18 protein-coding genes are annotated in these 16,199 nt (G+C 60.6%); 13 read left to right on the top strand and 5 right to left on the bottom strand.

The features are described 5' to 3' along the window. A complete protein-coding gene (locus tag ACZ1JV_RS02575) occupies positions 1 to 1,080 on the bottom strand; it encodes an aromatic ring-hydroxylating dioxygenase subunit alpha (RefSeq protein WP_465138681.1) in 1,080 nt (359 codons plus the stop codon). Between the two features lie 14 nt (positions 1,081 to 1,094). Continuing rightward, on the bottom strand, positions 1,095 to 2,033 hold the full coding sequence (locus tag ACZ1JV_RS02580) for a Rieske 2Fe-2S domain-containing protein (protein WP_465149465.1): 939 nt from the start codon (positions 2,031 to 2,033) through the stop codon (positions 1,095 to 1,097). Between the two features lie 68 nt (positions 2,034 to 2,101). Here ACZ1JV_RS02580 and ACZ1JV_RS02585 point away from each other — a divergent pair, with 68 nt between their 5' ends. After that, a complete protein-coding gene (locus ACZ1JV_RS02585) occupies positions 2,102 to 2,767 on the top strand; it encodes a TetR/AcrR family transcriptional regulator (RefSeq protein ID WP_465138679.1) in 666 nt (221 codons plus the stop codon). 25 nt (positions 2,768 to 2,792) lie between these two features. Here the strand turns inward: ACZ1JV_RS02585 and ACZ1JV_RS02590 are convergent, their stop codons facing one another. The 3 genes from ACZ1JV_RS02590 to ACZ1JV_RS02600 form a co-directional block, all read right to left on the bottom strand. Beyond that, on the bottom strand, positions 2,793 to 3,296 hold the full coding sequence (locus ACZ1JV_RS02590) for an ester cyclase (protein ID WP_465138678.1): 504 nt from the start codon (positions 3,294 to 3,296) through the stop codon (positions 2,793 to 2,795). A gap of 34 nt (positions 3,297 to 3,330) precedes the next feature. Next, positions 3,331 to 3,648 (bottom strand): 2Fe-2S iron-sulfur cluster-binding protein, encoded by a 318-nt coding sequence (locus tag ACZ1JV_RS02595; RefSeq protein WP_465138677.1) that lies wholly within the window; start codon positions 3,646 to 3,648, stop codon positions 3,331 to 3,333. A 90-nt stretch (positions 3,649 to 3,738) separates the two neighbouring features. Then, positions 3,739 to 5,028 (bottom strand): sulfotransferase family protein, encoded by a 1,290-nt coding sequence (locus ACZ1JV_RS02600; protein ID WP_465138676.1) that lies wholly within the window; start codon positions 5,026 to 5,028, stop codon positions 3,739 to 3,741. Between the two features lie 148 nt (positions 5,029 to 5,176). On the opposite strand from ACZ1JV_RS02600, the gene ACZ1JV_RS02605 reads away from it, so the two are divergent. The 12 genes from ACZ1JV_RS02605 (at position 5,177) to ACZ1JV_RS02660 (ending at position 16,197) form a co-directional block, all read left to right on the top strand. Continuing rightward, the gene (locus ACZ1JV_RS02605) at positions 5,177 to 6,046 is read left to right on the top strand and encodes a helix-turn-helix transcriptional regulator (RefSeq protein ID WP_465149466.1); all 870 of its coding nucleotides are present in this window, start codon (positions 5,177 to 5,179) and stop codon (positions 6,044 to 6,046) included. 119 nt (positions 6,047 to 6,165) lie between these two features. Then, a complete protein-coding gene (locus ACZ1JV_RS02610) occupies positions 6,166 to 6,951 on the top strand; it encodes an SDR family NAD(P)-dependent oxidoreductase (protein ID WP_465149467.1) in 786 nt (261 codons plus the stop codon). 63 nt (positions 6,952 to 7,014) lie between these two features. After that, positions 7,015 to 7,527: a VOC family protein gene (locus ACZ1JV_RS02615; protein WP_465138673.1), complete on the top strand. Its 513-nt coding sequence runs from the start codon at positions 7,015 to 7,017 to the stop codon at positions 7,525 to 7,527. A gap of 4 nt (positions 7,528 to 7,531) precedes the next feature. After that, entirely contained in the window at positions 7,532 to 8,296 is a 765-nt protein-coding gene (locus tag ACZ1JV_RS02620; RefSeq protein WP_465138672.1) for a tyrosine-protein phosphatase, read from the top strand. A gap of 109 nt (positions 8,297 to 8,405) precedes the next feature. Continuing rightward, positions 8,406 to 9,599 carry a DUF1214 domain-containing protein gene (locus ACZ1JV_RS02625; RefSeq protein WP_465149468.1) on the top strand — a complete coding sequence of 398 codons (1,194 nt, stop codon included), beginning with the start codon at positions 8,406 to 8,408 and terminating at the stop codon, positions 9,597 to 9,599. Between the two features lie 12 nt (positions 9,600 to 9,611). Continuing rightward, positions 9,612 to 10,067 (top strand): nuclear transport factor 2 family protein, encoded by a 456-nt coding sequence (locus ACZ1JV_RS02630; RefSeq protein WP_465138670.1) that lies wholly within the window; start codon positions 9,612 to 9,614, stop codon positions 10,065 to 10,067. Positions 10,068 to 10,129: 62 nt separating this feature from the next. Beyond that, the gene (locus ACZ1JV_RS02635) at positions 10,130 to 11,212 is read left to right on the top strand and encodes a TIGR03857 family LLM class F420-dependent oxidoreductase (protein ID WP_465149469.1); all 1,083 of its coding nucleotides are present in this window, start codon (positions 10,130 to 10,132) and stop codon (positions 11,210 to 11,212) included. A 2-nt stretch (positions 11,213 to 11,214) separates the two neighbouring features. Further along, positions 11,215 to 12,342: a phosphotransferase family protein gene (locus ACZ1JV_RS02640; protein WP_465149470.1), complete on the top strand. Its 1,128-nt coding sequence runs from the start codon at positions 11,215 to 11,217 to the stop codon at positions 12,340 to 12,342. 181 nt (positions 12,343 to 12,523) lie between these two features. Beyond that, the gene (locus tag ACZ1JV_RS02645) at positions 12,524 to 13,606 is read left to right on the top strand and encodes a sulfotransferase family protein (protein ID WP_465149471.1); all 1,083 of its coding nucleotides are present in this window, start codon (positions 12,524 to 12,526) and stop codon (positions 13,604 to 13,606) included. 22 nt (positions 13,607 to 13,628) lie between these two features. Further along, positions 13,629 to 14,405, top strand: a complete 777-nt coding sequence (locus ACZ1JV_RS02650; protein ID WP_465138666.1) for an SDR family NAD(P)-dependent oxidoreductase — start codon at positions 13,629 to 13,631, stop codon at positions 14,403 to 14,405. After that, positions 14,402 to 15,667: a hypothetical protein gene (locus ACZ1JV_RS02655; RefSeq protein ID WP_465138665.1), complete on the top strand. Its 1,266-nt coding sequence runs from the start codon at positions 14,402 to 14,404 to the stop codon at positions 15,665 to 15,667. The genes ACZ1JV_RS02650 and ACZ1JV_RS02655 overlap by 4 nt, the downstream gene beginning before the upstream one ends. After that, on the top strand, positions 15,667 to 16,197 hold the full coding sequence (locus ACZ1JV_RS02660) for a VOC family protein (RefSeq protein ID WP_465149472.1): 531 nt from the start codon (positions 15,667 to 15,669) through the stop codon (positions 16,195 to 16,197). Before ACZ1JV_RS02655 ends, ACZ1JV_RS02660 begins: the two co-directional genes overlap by 1 nt. Positions 16,198 to 16,199: the final 2 nt, after the last annotated feature.

The raw sequence follows: 16,199 nt of genomic DNA on the forward strand, positions 1-16,199 counted from the left end.
TCAGAACCGGAATAGTTCTTTGCGAAGTCCGATGATCTCGCTGCAATCCGCGCTGACGTTGTCGCGATAGGCGAAATCGCCGTTGGCTTGCCGATCGGCCAACTCCATCATCGCCATGCGGTAGCGCTGGCCAGCCTGATCGAACTTGCTGTGGAGGTCCTTGCGGTCCGTATGACGCATGTAGCGCGGACTTTGGGGAGAGGTCATGTAGCTGTCTTGGCGCGAAACCTTGTAGCCGGCTTTCGGCATGACATGCCGGAACATGAGCCCGGCATTGGTCGTGTTCATCACCATTTCCATGCGCGTGCGATCCCGCGTTTCGGGCGTACAGGGATGGAACAAAGGCACATCGTCGCCTGGGCTGAACCGGCCATAGGCGATCGCACAGTGCGAACGCAGGTAGATGCGGATGACCTGACGTACGTTTTGCGTCGGTTGCCTGATGCCGCTGAAAAACTTCATGACCGGTGCGACCGATTTATTCACGCAGGTGCGAACCATGGTGACCGTTTCGCTGTCGTAGAAGGTTTCCACCGTCTCGCTGTCCGAACGCTCATCCCCCACGACGTCGGCATGCAGGAAATCGGCGTGCGTCAGATCGATCAGGTTTTCGAGGCTGATCGGTGCAGCGCTTTCAAAGCGTACCGTCGCGGTCATGTGCCGGGGAAGTCCGCCGTCCGGCGGCAGGAACGGCAGGCTTGGAAGGTGTACCGGATCGGCTGCGAGCGGATTGCCGAACCAGACCCAAACGACGCCATAGTGCTCCATCACCGGATAGCACCCGCGGGCGTCGGTATATTCGCTCTTGTCGCGCGCTATCCGCTCGTTCGGATGGAATTCACTGGCGATGACAGAGCCATTTTCGCGCCAGAGAAACACCGGATGCGAGTAGACCGCGCGTCGGACGGGCTTTGCCGTCACGGAATAATTGTGCGCGACTGGAAACCACGTGTCGCGCATGACAATATTGTGCGGCACCCAGCGGTTGATCGCATTCAGCGCGATCTGGCCGTTACCGGCGCCGGGGGCGGAAGGGGGACTTCCGTCGTGTTCGGCGGAACGATCAGCGACTTCAAGCATCTCCAGTTTCTCCTTCAGGCCGCTTCCGTCTTGTCGCGTACGAGCGGTGTCGGTTCGAGCATTGCGCTACGCAGGTCCTCGCCGTGCAGCGAGGCAGTGGGTTTCGTCGCGCGCAGCCTGGATCCGTCGACCGACGACAGCACCGAAAGCGGATTGATTCCGCGCAGAATTGCACCGTGAAGGCCAGGTTGCCGCACACCCAGTGCAGATCTCCAGCGTATAGCCGTAACGCCCCGTGCCGAGGGAACGGGACAAAGCACCGCGCGCATTAGCTCGTTGAATTGATCGTCGCGCAGGATGAGTGTGGTTTGGCCGGTCTGCGGATGAGTCCGCGTGAGCAGTGTCAACGGAAACTCTGCCACAAAGTGGGATGGCCAGTGCGGCGTGCTCCACTGACAATTGCGCTCCATCACCAGCATGCCGTCCTCTTCATGGAGTTCCGACATGAGATAGGGGGTGAAGCGGACGCCCCTGATCTTGAGGATCAGGCTGGGATCGTCATAGAGGGCGTTGAGATATTCCTGATGGCTGCAGCTCACGTTTGCAGTGCCGCAGTAGTTATACTTGTCCTCGGCTATCAGTGGAACCGTCGCCTTCGGGTTCAGGCACACGCGCACAAAGCCGCCCTGTTCATACACGCCGAACGCGTTGGCCTTGTAGACCGGCGGAAACTTCTGCTGGTCCTTCATGTTCGGGATTTCCTTCAGGCGCCCGGTCTCGCCATCATAGCTCCATCCGTGATAGCCGCATTGAATCCAGCCATTGTCGCGGATGCACCCGAGCGAGAGGGGAGCCCTGCGGTGCGGGCAGCGATCCTCGAGCGCGCGCGCAATGCCCTGATTATCCCGCCACAGTACGAGCGGCTGATCGCCAATATCGACCGACAGCGGCTTCTGGGAGTTCACTTCCTCGGACCGGGCCACCGCCCACCAGAGATCATTCTCGAGACTCATAGTGTCTATCCACTCTCCCTTTTGATTAAATTGACGCGTGACAATTTATAAGTCAATGACTTTTGAATATGGCCTTTCAGATGCTCGATAGACCTCAGCGCGCCCGCGGCCGTCCCGCCCAGAATGCCGACCAGGCTCTGGACGAGGACAAGCTTCTGGGGCTTGCGTTTGCCACCTTTGCAGAGCGCGGATACGAGGCAACGACGTTGCGCGACCTCTCGAAGCGACTCGGCGTCAGCCACAATCTCTTGAATGTCCGTTTCGGCCGAAAGGAGGATCTGTGGGTTCGTGCGGTTGATTGGCGGATGGCTCAGGCCTCTCCTTTCGTTGAAATTGCTTTCGACGAACAGGCCGACGCCGAAGTGCGTCTGCGGCATCTTGTGGAGCGGTTCTGCTTGTGGGCGGCGCGAAACGGGGACATCGTCGCCCTTACCAATGTCGAAGGTTGCCGCTCAACCTGGCGACTGGACCACATCGTCGAGCACTTCGTGAGACCCTTCCAGCGCAGGCTGGACGATCTTCTCGATGCTGTGCGCCGCCAACGGCCCGTTCACGGACTTTCGACGGCTGCCCTTATGGCTCTGCTTGTGCAGGGGGTGGGATACTATTTCTGCGCGGTGCCGATGCAGCAACGACTGGGCGCCGGGCAGGAGGTTGATGCAGACCACGCAGATCAGCAGGCAGCCCATTTGGCGACGTTTCTGCTGGCGGCCTTGCTCCCGCCGGTCGCCTGAACGACACGCCGGGAGCAAGCGCAAATCACTTGTAAGGGTCTACTGGCTGCGGCACGTCGATCACGCCAATGTCCTTGAGCATCGAAAGGACGTCTGAAATACTAAAGATGCTGACAATCTTTTCGTCCTTGAACTTGACGATCGAGAACCAGTTCACCTGAAACTCGTTGCCGGTCGGTTGCACGCCCATGTACGGACCGCCAACGTGCTTGCAGTAGTGGGTAGCATAGATCCAGATCTCGTCATCGCCTTTGCCCACCGCGTCGATGGTCTTGTAGGCGGCGGGGAAGAAGGTCTTGTACAATGCAACCGGCGAGGTCTTCCACTGATCGTAAGTGCCAAGATCCGGCCGGTTGGGGTTTCCATACCGAAAGTCGGCATGGAAAAAGCGATCCATGCCATCGAAATCGCCCGCGTTCAGGGTTTCCTGAAGGTCGGTCCAATGCTTGACCATCTTCTTCTGGGCATCGGTGAGCAACGGGGATGCGGACACGTCCAGTTGTTCGCGAATTGATTCTTTCCAGGCCACGTCTTTCCTCTCTCTATTCGGTCTAAGGATTTTATCAGTCCTCGGGTGCGATTGTCACGGTAAGACCGGACAATGCATCCGTCATCATGAGTTGACACGACAGTCGTGAACTGTCGTTGCGATGCGGAGAGCCATCCAGCAAGTCGCTTTCGTCCTCGGTCACCGGCGGCAGCGTCGCTGCAAACGACGGATCGACATAGACATGGCATGTTGCGCAGGAACAGCAGCCGCCGCACAGGGCCAGAAGTTCGTCGAGGCCGGAATCGCGAATGGCTTCCATTACCGATGCATTTGCGGAAGCCGCGATCGTCTGCTGCGCGCCGTCACGGGTAATGACATTCAATTCAGGCATGTGGTTCCTCTGCGGAAGTCTGGTCGATGTATGACTGTTAGCGAGCCAGCCCCGTCTCTCGACCTGCCGAAAGACAGGTCGCGGAGGAAGTCATGCCACTTCAGCGGTGACATCGAAGCGGTCGAAATAGAACCCGAACGGCCGGCGCAGTTCTTCGGCTGTGACAAGGAAATCTCGTTCCAGATCGTAGACGATCTTTCCTTTGGATTGTTCCCCGTGCTCGGCGTGATAGCGATGGAGCTCAGCCAGCGCTTCATCCGTCAGCTCAACGCCTGCGATGCGATAAATCTCCTTGAGTATCCGATCCGGTGCTTTCGTCCATTCATCGAAATAGACATCGATTGTCTGGTCCGCTGGCAGGACATCGCGGTCCCTGACGCAGGCCTGTAGCAACCTCTGGTATCGATCTGGCCAATAGCTGAGCGGTTCCGCGATATCGACGGTCTTGCGCAGCATGCGGGCAGCGTAAGTGTACATCGTGAGCTGCGAACGGATCGAGCCGACGGGATCGCGGTGGGTGAGCACAAAGGTCGCGTCCGGGAATGTCTTGTAGAGGGCCGGCAACTGCTCCATGTGCTGCGGACACTTGATGACCCACCGATCGGGCCCCTTGAGGAACGTCAAGACTTGGAGGCATTTGCGCAAATAGGCGTATGTTCCGGATTGATCGTGACTGAGATAGTAGTCGCGCCAGCGTGGCACGAGGGCAAGCCATTCTATGAGGTAGGAGGAGAAATCGACAGCCTGCAGCTCGATGTCCTCGCTGATGTGATCGGGCGAGAACTCGTGCATGATAGCCATGTAAGGCAGGATGGATTCCATCGTTCGCCAGCCTTCTTCGGCCTTTGTCCAGCGCGGGTTGGAATCGTGGGGCGTGGGCGTTTCATCGGGCGCTGCTACGGGCGCGATTGCTTCCCACCAGGGCAGGGAACGGAACCGGCGATCTGCCGCAAGCAGCCCCAGCAAGTGCGTCGTACCGGACCTTGGAAGGCCGGCAACAATGATCGGCCTCTCGATCGGTATTTCGAGAATCTCGGGGTGTCGCTTCACGATATCCTCGACGCGCAGACGTGTTGCTGCATAGCGGATCATCATCTGGAACAGATTTGCCCGTGTCACGGCAGAGGCGTTTTCGTCCTCGTCGATGGACTGGCACCAGACCGCCAGACGTTCCTGAAAGTCCTGGGCGCCGAAATCCGAAAGGCCCGTCTGCGCCATGGCGGCTGCCAGAATGACCTGCGGCTCGAACACAATATGCGCAGCGGCAGCTTCGGCGCCGGCGAGCACCTGCTTCTGGATTTCGTCGAGCACGGGGTGATGAAGGTCGGCGATATCTATAAAGTTGGGGTGCGTTGCCCTCTTCTGAGCGGAATCGACCATGTCACTCTCCCTTGGCCTTTGCCGCATTTAAGGAGATGGACCCTGTCCTAGGCAAGGTGATCGGGCATCGCAGCTCTGCCAAATCCTGCTTCATAACGCCAATCGCCGTGCGCGGCGGATTTCGGGAAAGGGCGCCTGGGAGAGTTTGATGGACACTGTTTCACAAATCTACGACCTGCCAGCCACTCCGGAGATGGAGTGCAGGATCGAAGGACGCATCGAACTTCCTGGCGTGGTGATGGAACTCCATCGCTACCGTTTTTTCGGGCGGCAGGAAGGCATCTTCACTTCGCATCGCGGGTTTCTGGATCTTGCCTTGTCGCCGCGGCCAGGCCGTCCGCGTGGCGGCTTTGAAAGCGGCGGGGAGGGAGCGCTGGGCGAAATTATCTTCGTTCCTGAGGGAAGCAGGTTGCATACGCGCTGGGGTGACGGTGAACAGAAATCCATCTGTTGCGGATTTGACGGAGCCGGTTTCGATCTCGCGGACGCGCGCCGTCCAACAGCCGATGTGGGTTTGGCATTGCTCGATGTTCGCAGCGCGGCGGTGCGCGCAGCTCTGAGGCGTATTGCGGGCGAAATTGCACAGCCCGGGTTTTGCAGCGAATTGCTGGTGCAGGCAATGTGGCTCGAGGCGGCTATAGAGTTGCAGCGGTATTTGCGGCTGAATTCGGGGGATCGAAGCGCGCGCAGCGCACTCTCGCGCCGTCAAATGGAGCGAATTAACGAGCGGATCGAAATGCCCGGAAAGCCGCCCTCAATTGCCGAAATGGCAAAAGATTGCGGTCTTTCCACGCGTCACTTCTTCCGATCGTTCCGAGCTGCCACGGGCGAAACGCTCACCAGCTACGTCACCGAGCGCAAAATCTTCAGAGCCAAGGAGCGGCTCAGCCAGACCGAGTTGGCTATCAAGGTCATCGCGTGGGAATGCGGTTTCGATAGTCCCGCGGCGTTCTCCGCCGCATTTCGCAAGGCGACCGGAGTGACCCCGCGGCAGTTCCGGGATGGTCTGATGCACTAAGGCCGTTTGGCGATGGCTTTGGCAGGGCTACGAAAGTTCCGATTGTTGATGTGAAGGCCGCAACGGGCAATCTTTCGCCGAGCGGGCCAGACTTCAAAGCGGTCACTGGGAGATAGAGCGTGCCGGAGAACCTGTTCGACCTCAGCGGCAAAGTGGCACTGGTCACAGGGGCAAATTCCGGCCTTGGCTTCGGCTTCGCGCGGGGGCTTGCCCGTGCAGGCAGCGACATCGTGATCTGGGGACGCCGGCAAGACAAGAACGAGGAGGCGGCTGCGGCCCTGCGCGCCTACGGTGTCCGGGTCTTTGCGGACAGTGTGGATGTTGCCAGCGAGCCGGCCATCGTTTCCGGATTCTCACGCGCCCTCGAAGCCATGGGGCGGATCGACACGCTCGTCGCCAATGCAGGTGTCGCAACCCAGGTGCCTTTCACCCAGATGGACGTCACACGGTATCGCCAGCTCATCGACATCAATCTCGACGGCGCTGTCTTCACGCTGCGCGAAGGCGCACGCCACATGCAGGCTCGCGCCGAGGCCGGTGACCCCGGGGGCTCCCTGATCATTTGCGGAAGCGGCTCGATCTTCCAGGGTGTGCCGACAATGGCGCACTACGGCATTGCGAAGGGGGCGCTCAACGCGCTTGCCAAGGCGCTGGCAGCGGAACTGGGCCACTTCGGTGTGCGCTGCAATGTCATAGCGCCCGGCTTCATCGAAACGGAAATGACGTTCGCGGACCCGGAGATCGGCCGAAGGATCGCCGATATCGTCGCATCCAAAGCGCCGATCGGAAGGGCTGGAACCCCGGCCGACCTGGAAGGCGCCGTGGTCTATCTGGCGAGCGACATGGCAGCATACCACACCGGTGACACGCTCGTCGTCGATGGCGGGAAGATGTCGGCTAACTGACCGGACGGCAGGTGCGAGAGGGCATTTCGCCGCCAGTCTGGAGCCTAACATCAGGAGGATTGCATGTTCGCCCGGCCAAACAGCCTGCACAGTCAGGTCGCCTACGTCACCAATGACCTGCCCGCCGCCATGGCGAGGCTCAAGCAGGAATACGGTACGCCCGGCTTCTTCGAGATGTGCAACATCCAGCCAGGGGAAGATCCCACAGGCAAGCCGGTGCTCAAGATCGCCATTGCGGTCGTGGGGGGCGTCGAAATCGAACTGATCGAGCCAGTGGGCGACACTGCGCCGCTGTTCAGGGATTTCCTGCCGCAAGGGGATGAGCTTGCTATCCGCTTCCATCATATCGCGACCCGGATCGGCGGGCCAATGGCGAATTGGGAAGCGCATCTGGGCTCGATCGATCAGGATCGCCACCCGGTGGTGTTCGAAGGCGCGGTCGGAGACATGCTGCGCTATATCTATACCGACGAGCGCCCAACGCTCGGGCATTTCGTTGAACATGTCTGGATGTCTCCAGAATTGCTTGCACAAATGCGAACGCTGATCCCGAGCTTCCCTCCGGTGGAGGGCTGAGACGATGACCCTCGCGCTATCCCGCCTGAACTTTCGCGATATCGGCGGAACGCCTACCTCAGACGGCCGAAGGGTTCGGCACGGCATTCTTTTCCGGTCCGAGGGGCCGGCCAGTTTCTTGGAAGATCACCGCGAAGAACTGGTGAGGCTTGGTTTTCGCAGCGTTGCGGATCTGCGCTCGGACATTGAACGCCAATCGGCACCCCACGATTGGTGCGGACCGGATTGCAGGCTTCTCAATCTCGACATGAATACCGACCTGCGCGCGCACGGGGAGGATATGTGGGCATCGCTCGGGCAGGAGCCGAGTGCCTCGCGCGCGTCGGAAGTAATGGCGCATAACTATGGCCTGATGCCTCAGGCTTTCCTGCGTCATTTGCCGACAATGGTTGAGGCACTTCTTTCCCGCGAAACACCGATGCTGGTTCATTGTACGGCCGGCAAGGACCGGACCGGGGTCGTCGTGGGACTACTCTTGGAACTGCTGGGCGTTCCGCGAGCGGTGATTGCCGAAGATTACCGCAAGTCCGATGTCTTCGGGGAAAATCTGCGCATGTCGGATCATCTCAAGCGTGACCTTGAAAAGACGTTCGGCTTCGTGCCGCCCGCCGAAATGGTCGCAGTGCTCATCGGAGTTCAGGACAGTTTCCTCGCGCGCGCCTTTGACGAGATGGAGAGCCGGTGGGGCGGCGTCGACGGTTATTTTGCCGCTGCCGGAATCGATGACGAACAGCGCGCGGCGCTGCGCGCGCTGCTCGTCACCGACTAGGCGCGAGGTTCGTGCGGGCATGACGACAATCGCGGCCTTGACGATGATGCCGGGAAGCGGAGCGACCCAAGGTGCAGCATGGATCGGTCGCAGAAAGGTGGAGAGCGATATGAGCGATAACGGCGTATTCGAATGGGAAGACCTTGTCGACCAGCTTCGTCCGCTGGGTCAGCAGATGCGCGATCGCATTCCCGAGCGTCTCCGCAGCGATCCGCATGTCATGCAGGAATCGATGCGGCTCTTGCTCTCCGGAGTGCTCAGGACCGCGAACGATGCGATCATGCACGATCGTAGTCATCCGATCTTCGTCCCCGAACTCAATATCTGTCAGAACATCTTCCAGCCCAACGCAGACACCATTTACAAGGCAGCGCTGATCGAGAAAGGTGGTTCCTACCGCATTCGGGGTGATCGCGGCACCACGCGAATGATGATCCTGGCTCAGCTCGGCCCCGACACGCTCCGCACGGGGAAGCATCATCCCGCACAGGACGCGAATGACTTCGATGAGCTGAAGATTGCGTCTGACGGCGGCTTCGACGTCATTCTCTCGCCGCAGCGTCCCGCCGATTACGACGGCGATTGGTGGGAGCTCAAGCCCGAGACCGAAAAGCTGATGGTGAGGATCGTGGCTTGCGACTGGGGTTGTGAGCGCGAGCCTCGCTTCGGCATCGTCCGCCTGGATGCCGAACATGCCGCCAAGGGAAGACCAAGCCTCGCCCAGCTCGCGCACCGGTTCGCCGAGATTCCCGTGACGGCGGCGGTATGTGCGATGGCATTTCCCGATAAGGTCCAGAAGCTGCGGGACGAAGGGCTGATCAACACTCTGAAAGTGGCTGATTTCTCGCAGATGACGGGTCTTGCTCGGCAGTCGTACTACGAAGGCGCTTACGAACTCGCCGAGGACGAGGCCCTCATAACCGAAGTGCGGATCCCGAAGGAGGTCGGGTACTGGTCCTTGATCCTGACCAACGAGCTCTACGAAACGACTGACTGGTATCACAATCAGTCCAGCCTCAATGCTGCGCAGGCCGTGGTCGACGTCGACGGCGTCTTTCGGGCCGTTATCTCCGCGCGAGACCCGGGCGTGCACAACTGGCTCGATACCTCGGGCTATTCCAGCGGAGCGGTGCAGGGACGGTGGTTCAACACTGACGAGCGTCCAACCCCCAGCATGAAGAAGGTGAAGTTGAACGAGGTCCGCCAGTATTTGCCGGCAGGCACCGTTTTGGTGGCACCGCACGAACGCGCCGAGGCAATCCGCGAGCGGGCGCTGCGAGCGCATACCCGCATCATCTGGTGAAGGACGGACGCGATGAACGATGCACTCTCGATGCTGCTCGATTACGAAGCGATCCGCAACGTCAAGGCGCGCTACTGCCGCATGCTCGATACCAAGGACTGGGAGGGGTTCATCGACCTTTTCACCAGTGACGCGGTGATGGACGTACAGGAGGATACCGGACACGCGCCGATCACCGGCCATGAGGCGATACTCGACCAGGTGCGGTTTGCAGTGGCGGATGCCCGGTCGGCCCATCAGGTTCATTCCTCGGAGATCGATCTCAAAGGGGATGAGGCGAGCGTCGTGACTGCTATGCAGGACCGCGTCGTCTGGGCGCCGGGCAAGAGCCCAATTCCCGGCGCGCAATCCATCACCGGGTTTGGTCATTACACCGAGCGTTATGTCCGCCAGGCCGGGTCATGGAAGATCGCCTCGCTCAAGCTGACACGTCTTTATGTCGAGGTTCATCCCGAGCCTGTCTTTTGACAGGTTGCCAATGGACGTCGCGGACGCAAACCTGCGGCGCATAACGAACTGAGAGGATTTCAATGACGCTGGCGGTGGAACCGGGAGCACAGGCGCTTTTCGACAGGTTCGGCACGTATATTCTGCCGGGGCGTGTCAACGACCCACGGCGCGGCATCGAAGAAGCCCGGGAAGCCGAGCGGATCGGCCTGGGGTGCGTGTGGATCTCCGAACGCTATGCGCTCAAGGAACCGGCTGTGCTCGCAGGCGCTGTGGCTGAGGCCACATCGAAGATCCGCATAACGGGAACCATGTATGCGACGATGCGCCATCCGCTGGTGACTGCAAGCGTGGCGGACATGATGCAGGCGATGAGCGGGGAACGGTTCCGCCTCATGTTCGCCCGCGCTGTACCGGCCTATATGAAGATGCTCGGATCCCCTCCCATCACTATGGAGCGGCTTGCCGATCTGATCACGATCTGTCGCCGGCTCTGGGCCGGCGAAAAGGTCGATTACGACGGCATACTTGGCAAGTTTCCGGCCATCAACCTGACCGATCGCCACGGAGGAACGCCCCCGCCGATCATTTTCACGGCGATCGGGCCTAAAAGCCTCGAATTTGCAGGTGAGCACTGCGACGGCGTGCTGCTTCATCCCTTCGTTTCGGCGCAGGGCGTGAAGAACAGCACCAGGATCGTCCGCGAGGCCGCGGAAAAGGCAGGGCGCGACCCGATGTCGGTGCGCATCTACCATAATATCATTGTCGCTCCCGACCTGCCTAAGGACGAGGAAGAGGCCGTGGTCGGCGGGCGCGCGATCACCTATTTCGAACTCCCCGGTTTTGGAGACCTGATCGTCGATATCAATGGTTGGGACAAGCAGGTGCTCGGCGACATTCGCGCCCACCCCAAGATTGCAGGGCTTAATGGAAAGCCCGCCGACCAGGCCTATACCCGTCAGGAGCTCGTCGATGTTAGCCGCCTCATTCCCCAGCAGTGGCTGGACGAGGGGGCTGCTGTGGGAACGGCAGCGCAGTGCGCCGATCAGCTGATGTCGTTCCTTGATGCTGGCGCCGACGAAATCCTACTGCACGGCTCCTCCCCCAAGGACATGGGTCCTCTCACGAGCGAACTGAAGCGCGCATTGGCTGCAAAGGGACTGTGATCATGGATGTGCTGACCCCCGATCGCATTACCGTCCAGTTGCAGGATTGGCTGGCCGGGCAGAAACCGCAATGGCGCCAGATCCATGTTCGCCCCCTCGATGTGACATTGGGGGCGGGCTTCTCTGCCGACATCTTCTTCGTGGAGGTCGACTATGTCGACGAGGCAGGCCCCCAGGCGCAGACACTTGTGGTGCGCCGCCAACCGATGGACCTGGAAGTCGTCTTCGGCAGCAGTCTGGCCCTTCAGGGGAAGATGATGGCCGCGCTCGATGCACGCGGAGATGTCCCCGTCCCGCCATGGATCGGGATGCACCTCGATCCCGAGATTCTCGGCCTGCCTTTCCTTGTGATGGGCAAAGTCGCCGGTGAATGCGCCAAGCAGACGCCGAACTACAATCTTGAAGGCTGGCTGGTCGAGATGGCTCCGGAGCAAAGGCGCACGGCCTTCACCAATGCCATTTCGGCCTTCGCCAGTCTGGCGAGTATCAACTGGCGCGACGGGTTCGAGTTCCTGGCTCAACCTGAAAACGGTGAGCCGGGCCTCGATCAATACGTTGGTGCATTGGAAGCGTGGCACAAGGCTGCAGGACGCGGGCGGCCAATGCCCATTGTCGATACGGCGATGGCTTATGTGCGCGGCAACATGCCGCAAGATGCGGCCGTCAATGTTCTATGGGGCGATCCCACACCGTCCAACGTCATGTTTGCGCCCGATGGCCGCGTCAACGCGCTGATCGATTGGGAACTGGCGGCGTTGGGACCGGCCGAGCTCGACCTCGCTTGGTGGCTTTACTTCGACGATCTGTTCGGTCGCCGGTTCGGCATTACCCGGCTTGAAGGGCTGCCCAGCAAGCAAGAAACGATCGCGATCTGGGAGGAGACTACCGGGCAGACGGCGAGAAACCTTGGATACTACGATATCGTCGTCGCACTGCGCATGGCGCTGGTGGCGATCGGCGCGTTCGACCGCCAGGTTGGAATCGGCAATATCCCTGAGACCAACAAGTCGCTGAACGACAACTTCATGACGCTCTACCTCGCGGAACGTCTGGGTTTGCCAATCCCGGAATTGGGTCCGGATTTCGTTGCTTTCATGAAGAACCTGACACCGGTCGAAGACAAGGCCTGAGCGGCCGGATTCCATACCGGCTCGCGGCACCTGGGAGAAGTACGGCAATGGCGCAGCACCGTGAAAAGCGGCCTGCATGAACGCGGGCTCTTGTGAACCGGCGGTTTTGGAACCGCAAACCCTGATCGCGCGCGCCCGCGGTCTTACGGGCCTTACGGATTTCGGAAGCGACCTTTCGTTCATGGCCGGCTTTCACCGTCTGGTCGAAGCGGTCGAGACGATGGATCCGCCAGCGCAACTGCGCCAGACAGCAAGCGAGAAGATTGTCGGCCTGCTGGCGACCCGGCTGCGCTACATCGAGGATGAGAAACGCCACCCGGAGATTACGCAGCAGAATCTCGGCGACCCTCTCATAGTCTGCGGTCTGCCGCGCACGGGGACAACGATCACCTACGATCTGCTCTGTCTCGATCCGTCCGCGAGGGCGCCGCGCGAGTGGGAATGGTATATTCCCTGGCCCGCTCCCGAAGAAGCAAGTTTCGAGAGTGATCCGCGTATCGGCCAGGTCCAGGCGATCTACGAGAATTGGCTTAAGCATGCCCCGCAACTGGCCGATATCCAACGCATGGATTGTACCCAGCCCGGTGAATGCAATCACGGGATGATGCTGCATTTCGCCAGCACCAATTTTCCGGCCGAACTCGGTGTTCCCGATTTTGCGCGCTGGCTGCAGGAAACCGTGCCCGAGGGGCAATATCGCACGCACCGGAGAATGCTGCAGCAATTCCAGTGGAAAGGTCCGAAGGGACGGTGGACGCTGAAGTCGCCGCAGCATCTGATGGACCTGCCGGGCCTGCTGCAGGCCTATCCCGGCGCGATGCTGGTCTGGACCCACCGCGATCCGGTTCTCACCTTCTCCTCGCTCTCGAGCATGATTGCAGGTTTCCTTGCTGCTGTGGGCGGCGCGAACGACCTGGCGGCAATCGGGCGATCGGTCGTCGACACCTGGTGTGCGGCGATGGCGCGCGCGACAGAGGCGCGGACGGGCGATCCGGCGTTGGAAGGGCGCATCCTTGACCTTGCTCACCGCGATGTCGTCAGCGATCCAATGGCTGCAATCGAACACATCTACAGCCGGTTCGATCTGCCATTTTCGGTGCAGCACCGCGATCGCATCGCCCGCTTTCTTGCCGAGAATCCTGCAGCGAACCGGTTGGGGAGGCATCGGCACAGTCCGGAGCAGTTCGGGATTGATCCGGCCGAGGTACACGCGCGCCTTGCCGGATACTACACGCGCTACGGCCATCTTTTCGACCATTCATAGGCCTGACCTGGGGAACGAGACCATGGGCATTCTCGACCGTTTCCGCCTTGACGGGCGCACTGCAATCCTGACCGGCGTTGGTCCGGGAGTGGGGGAACATGTTGCGCGGGCTTACGCCGAACTGGGGGCGAATGTGGTGATCTCCGCCCGTTCGGGGGATCGTCTCGAACGGCTGGCAGGAGAGATCAATGCGGCCGGCGGCGGCCGCGCTGCCGCCATTGTAGCGGACGCCGGGAAAAGGAGTGATCTTGAGCGGCTCGTGGCCTGCGCACGCGAAGCCTTCGGTCCGATCCACATCATCTTCAACAATGCTGCAGCCGGGGTCGTATATGCCACCGATGGCGGGCTTTGGGCGAACACCGACGAAGTGTGGCGCACCGCATTCGACGTCAACGTCATGGCGACCTGGTGGCTGGCTGAACTGACCGAAGCCGACATGAAGGCACATGGGAAGGGTAGTATTATCTCGGTGCAAAGCTGCGGCGGTTTCACGCCCATCCCGCCGGCTGTCGCCTATGGAGTATCGAAAGCAGCGCTCCACTTTCTGGTGCGGGAACTCGCCAAGTCGCAGGCCCCGCACACGCGCGTGAACTGTCTGTGCGTCGGTTCCATGAGCCCCGATGGGCAGGAAGCGGAAATCCACAAGGGTCTGGGGCTGGCAGAGCGGAACGCCATCAAGCGCTTCGGTGCCGCGGACGAAGCTGTCGGGGCGGCCATCCTGCTTGCTAGCGATGCCTCCAGCTACACTACGGGAAGCACGATCTTCGCTGAAGGCGGTAGGGTGGGAACGATATCATGACGGTCAATCCGCTATGGACGGAAGATCAGGCTTCAGCCGAGCGGCTGGCCCTGCGCCTCATCGAACGGCCTGACGTTCGCGCTGCGCGCGAAAGCGCACGGCAGATTCTGCTTGGCGATCCGCTATCAAAGACGCTCGATGGACGAATTGGCCTCGATCGTGCGCTGGATCAATGGGTCCTCGGCCTTGCTATGCGGGAAGCCAACGGCGATCCCGCCGATCCCAAGGTCGTGTGGAATATCAGCAATGCCCCTCGGGATTGGTTCGGTCACATATTTCCCGGCGCCGCCGTCGCGATCGATAATCCGGATAATATCAATCGCGAGATTCCGATCGACGGCGATGGCGGGTACGCGGTTCAAATCCGCTTCTCCGCCGATCCGCCCCAATTCAGCATCGTTGCGGAGGTCGAGCCCGAACACCATGCCGGCCTCGGTCGAAATCTCGGTGCGCTCACTCTTCAAGACCTGTTGCCGCTCTGCGATTCAAGTCGGCGCGTGACGGTCACGGTGGGCCCTGGGGACGGCGGGCCGGCCCATCTGAAAACCGAGAGTGGTGCGCGCATCCAGGTCTACACGCGCGACAGTCAATGCGGCTGGGAACAGGTACCCGCCGAAGTCAGGGTCAGTCGTCTCGACCAATTGCATGCATCGATGCCACGCAGCGAGGAGGATATCGCCCGCGCCATCGTTGCCGACATGCCAGCCTGGGTGACATTCTGGTCGCGCTTCAAGGACGACTTTCTCGGGTATCCGCAGCCCAATCGGCTAGTCGGACCTCAGGGGCGGGATGGTGGCTGGGGTTATCTTGCAGGGGGTCGTTTCGCGCTCGGGGACGGCGAGGGGCTGCTCATCACCATTGATCCGGCAGGAAGCCGTTACACGGGTATCCAGGTTGCCGACCCCTGGACAATATCGCCCGATCCAATGCTGCGCACGGTAAGTCTTGCTGGCTCACAGGTTGCGCCCTCCGCCGACGGCACGATCACTTATGTCCTCGCCGGCGTGGATGCCGGTATCGCCAACTGGATCGACACCGCAGGGCTTGGGGAAGGCTGGGTATTGCTGCGCTGGCAAGGCGTGCCGGAGGGAAGCGATCCTGCGGCATTCATCCGCGACGTGCGCGTCGTCGATCTTGCGACGCTTGGGGATGGTGAAGGACGGCTGCCGCCCTCGGATATCGCGCTGCGGCGCAGGCAATTGGTTGACCGGGCCCGCAGTCACGGGCTGCGGACCGCCGCAGCGAAGTGGAGTAAGGGCTGATGCAACCCAATGGCTCGATTCTCGAACTATGCCAGGTCGTACGCGACATGGACCGTGCGCTCGACCACTGGACGAGGGGCATCAAGGCAGGACCTTTTTTTGTCTTCGACGTGCCGGTGTTACCGGGCCAGATCTATCGAGGCGAGCCAACGCAAGTTGCACTGAAGGTCGCCTTCGGATTTTCCGGCGGCCTGCTGATCGAACTTCTTCAGCAGACGAACGAGAGACCATCCGTCTTCACCGAGATGCTGGATCGCAGCGGAGAGGGCTACCATCACGTCATGCTGCGGATTCCCTACGAGGAGGGCGTTCAGCGGCTCTCGGCCGAAGGTCATGAAATCGCTTTCAGCGGCACGATGCCTTCGGGTGAGCGCTTTGCATTGTTCGATACCCTGGCCGCCAACGGGGGGTTCATCGAATTGATGGAACTGTCGGGAGCCATGGAAGCATCGCTTCAGAGGATGCATGCAGCCCATCTCGAATGGGACGGCATCAGCCGGCCCATTCGCGCCATCGCCGATCTTGCGTGAAC

It is taken from the genome of Novosphingobium sp. BL-S-19 (genome assembly GCF_055521675.1).